The organism is Streptomyces sp. NPDC031479 (genome assembly GCF_055581065.1).
Window position 1 is genome coordinate 1 of sequence record NZ_JBVIKC010000099.1, and the last position, 3,997, is coordinate 3,997.

The window sequence follows — 3,997 nt, forward strand, 5'->3', positions numbered from 1 at the left end:
TTCTCTTCGTTCGCGGGTACGGTCGGTGGTGCCGGTCAGGGCAATTACGCGGCGGCCAACGCCTGTCTGGACGCCCTCGCCGAGCAGCGCCGCGGTGACGGACTGCCCGCCACCTCCATCGCCTGGGGCCCCTGGGCCGACAACGGCATGGCCGCGGACGAGACCGTCGCCGAACGCATGCGCCTCGCCGGCATGACCGGACTGGCCACCGACACGGCCTTCGCCGCGGTCGACCGCGCCCTCGGCCGGGGCGACGCCACCCTGACCGTCATCGACATCGACTGGGAGCGCTTCGCGCCGGGCTTCACCGCGGCCCGCCCGAGCCCGCTCCTCGCCGGCATCCCGGAAGCCGTCCGTCCCGTCGAACCGGACGGCGCCGACGCCGGCCTCGCCGCACGACTGGCGGCCCTGCCGGCCGCCGCCGAGCGCAGCGACGTACTGCTCGACCTGGTCCGTACCCAGGTGGCCGCCGTACTCGGCCACGGATCACCGCAGCGCGTGGACGCCGAACAGCCCTTCAAGGGCATCGGCTTCGACTCCCTGACGGCGGTCGAACTGCGCAACCGGCTCGGCCGGGTCACCGGCCTGACCCTGCCCGCCACCGTCGTCTTCGACCACCCCAACCCGGCCGCCCTCGCCTCCTACCTGCTCACCGAAATGTGCGGGGACCTCGGCGGGGCCGACCCGGAGGAGGACCGGATCCGCCGGGCGCTCGCCTCGATGCCGCTCTCCCGGATCAGAGAGGCCGGCCTGCTGGAGGTGCTCCTGGACCTCGCGGGCCTCGAAGGGGCCGCCGCGCAGGACGCGGCGGCCGACCCGGACGACACGGCCCCGGAGGACATCGACGCGATGGACACCGACGCCCTGATCCGTCTCGCCATGGACAACACGGACTCCTGACGGTCCGGGAAGTGAGGAGCTGACACATGGTTACGCCCGAAGCAGTGACGACATCCGGCACGGCGACGCCCGACGCGAAGCTCGTGGCCGCGCTCCGGAACTCCCTCAAGGAGGCCGAGCGGCTGCGCGAACAGAACCGGCGGCTCGCCGAAGCGGCCCGCGAGCCCATCGCCATCGTCGCGATGAGCTGCCGCTTCCCCGGTGGCGTCCGCTCCCCCGAGGGCCTGTGGGACCTGGTCGCCGCCGGCCGTGACGCGGTGTCGCCGTTCCCCACCGACCGGGGCTGGGACCTGGAGGAGCTGTTCGACGAGGACCCGGACCGGCCCGGCTCCTCGTACGTCCGCGAAGGCGCGTTCGTCGACGGCGCCGCCGACTTCGACGCCGGCTTCTTCGCCATCTCCCCGCGCGAGGCCCTCGCCATGGACCCCCAGCAGCGCCTGCTGCTGGAGACCTCCTGGGAGGCCCTGGAGCGCGCCGCGATCGCGCCGGACACCCTGCGCGGCAGCCGCACGGGCGTGTTCGTCGGCACCAACGGCACCGACTACGGCACGGTCCTCGTGGGCGGTCCCGAGGAGGTCGACGGCTACCTGGCCACCGGGAACGCCACCAGCGTGCTGTCCGGCCGGATCTCGTACGAGTTCGGTTTCGAAGGGCCCGCCGTCACCGTCGACACCGCCTGCTCCTCCTCCCTCGTCGCCCTGCACCTCGCCGCCCAGGCCCTGCGCCAGCAGGAGTGCACGCTCGCGCTCGCCGCCGGAGTGACGGTCATGGCCAGCCCGACCACCTTCACCGAGTTCAGCCGCCAGCGGGGCCTGGCCCCCGACGGCCGCTGCAAGCCCTTCGCCGCCGCCGCCGACGGCACCGGCTGGGGCGAGGGCGCGGGAGTCCTCGTACTGGAACGGCTCTCCGACGCCCGCCGCAACGGCCACCGGGTCCTCGCGGTGGTCCGCGGCTCCGCGGTCAACCAGGACGGCGCCTCCAACGGCCTCACCGCCCCCAACGGCCCCTCCCAGCGCCGCGTGCTGCGCCAGGCCCTCGCCAACGCCCGCCTGACGGCCGACCAGGTCGACGCCGTGGAGGCCCACGGCACCGGCACCACCCTCGGCGACCCGATCGAGGCGCAGGCGCTGCTGGCCACGTACGGGCAGAACCGGCCGGCCGACCGGCCGCTGCGCCTCGGCTCCGTCAAATCCAACATCGGCCACACCCAGGCGGCGGCCGGCGTCGCCGGCATCATCAAAATGGTCCAGGCCATCCGCAACGGCGTCCTGCCCCGCACCCTCCATGTCGACGGGCCCACGCCCCAGGTCGACTGGTCGGCCGGCGCCGTACGACTGCTCACGGAGAACCTCGACTGGCAGCCGGCCGACGGGCAGCCGCGCCGCGCCGGAGTGTCCTCGTTCGGCATGAGCGGCACCAACGCCCACGTCATCCTTGAGGAACCCGCCGCCGAGCCCGCCCCCGCCGCCGAGCCCACTCCGGCCGTCCCGGCAACCCCCGCGGCCTCCACCGCCCTGCCGTGGGTGCTGTCCGGCAAGTCCGCCGACGCCCTGCGGGCCCAGGCCGGCGAACTGCGCGCCTTCCTGGCCGCCCGCCCCGGCCACGACCCGGCCGGGATCGGCCGGTCCCTGGCCCTCACGCGCGCCACCTTCGACCACCGCGCCGTCCTCGTCGCCGACGGCCCCGTCGCCTTCGACACCGCACTGGCGGCGCTGGCCGACGGCGCGGCGGCCGCCGGTCTCGTCGAGGGCCGGGCACCGGACGGACGGACCAAGGCCGTCTTCGTCTTCCCCGGCCAGGGCTCCCAGTGGACGGGCATGGCCACGGAGCTGCTCGCCACCAGCCCCGTCTTCGCCGACCGGATGGACCAGTGCGAGCAGGCCCTGTCCGCCTTCGTCGACTGGTCGCTGCGCGACGTCCTCACCGACGAGGCCGCCCTCGCCCGCGTCGACGTGGTACAGCCCGCGCTGTGGGCCGTGATGGTCTCCCTCGCCGCGCTCTGGCGCTCCTACGGAGTCGAACCGGCGGCCGTCCTCGGACACTCGCAGGGCGAGATCGCCGCGGCCTGCGTCGCGGGCGGCCTCTCCCTCGACGACGGGGCACGGGTGGTGGCCCTGCGCAGCAAGGCCCTGCTCGCACTCTCCGGCCGAGGCGGCATGGTGTCCGTCCCGCTGCCCCGCGAGGAGGTGGCGGCCGGCCTCGACGAGCGCCTGTCCATCGCCGCCGAGAACGGCCCCCGCTCGGTCGTCGTCTCGGGCGACCCCGAAGCCCTCGACGCGCTGCTCGCCGGGACCGAGGGAGCCCGTCGCATCGCCGTCGACTACGCCTCCCACTCCGCCCACGTCGAGGAGATCCGCGACGAACTCCTCACCCTCCTCGCGGACCTCGCCCCGCGCCCGGCGGACGTGCCCTTCTTCTCCACGGTCACCGCCGACTGGCAGGACACCGCCGGACTGGACGCCGAGTACTGGTACCGCAACGCCCGCCGGACCGTGCGCTTCGAGGAGTCCACGCACGCCCTGCGCGAGCAGGGATTCGGCGTGTTCGTCGAGAGCAGCCCCCACCCGGTGCTGATCCAGGGCCTCGGGGACTGCGCCGTCGGCTCGCTGCGCCGCCGGGACGGCGGACCGGGACGCTTCCTGCTCTCCCTGGCCGAGGCCCACGTGCGCGGCGTCGCCGTCGACTGGTCGCCCGCCTTCGCCGACGCCGGCCCCGCCCACGTCGACCTGCCCACCTACGCCTTCCAGCGCCGCCGGTACTGGCCGCGCCCCGGCACCGGGCGGAACGCCGGGTCCGACCCGGCCGAGTCGGCCTTCTGGGAGGCCGTCGAACGCGCCGACCTGCCGGCCCTCTCCGGGGAACTCGGCGCCGAGGGAGCGGCGCTGACCGCCCTGGAAACCACCCTGCCCGTCCTCACGGCCTGGCGGTCGGGACGCCGGCAGCGCTCCACCGTCGACTCCTGGCGCTACCGGGCGGTCTGGGAACCCACCCCCGTGGACGCCGCCGTCCTGTCGGGGCGGTGGTTGGTGGTGTCGGCGGTGGCGGGTGCGGACTTGGTGGGTGTGTTGTCGGCGTCGGGTGTGGAGGTGGTGGAGCT

Annotated in this window: 2 protein-coding genes; both read left to right on the top strand. The window is 74.9% G+C overall.

The annotated features are described in order from the left end of the window. Nucleotides 1-900 (top strand): acyl carrier protein (locus ACZ5D2_RS40790; RefSeq protein WP_468936788.1); only part of this gene is annotated, 900 nt, incomplete at its 5' end. Between the two features lie 26 nt (nt 901-926). Continuing rightward, on the top strand, nt 927-3,997 hold a 3,071-nt coding region (locus ACZ5D2_RS40795; protein ID WP_468936791.1), incomplete at its 3' end, for a type I polyketide synthase.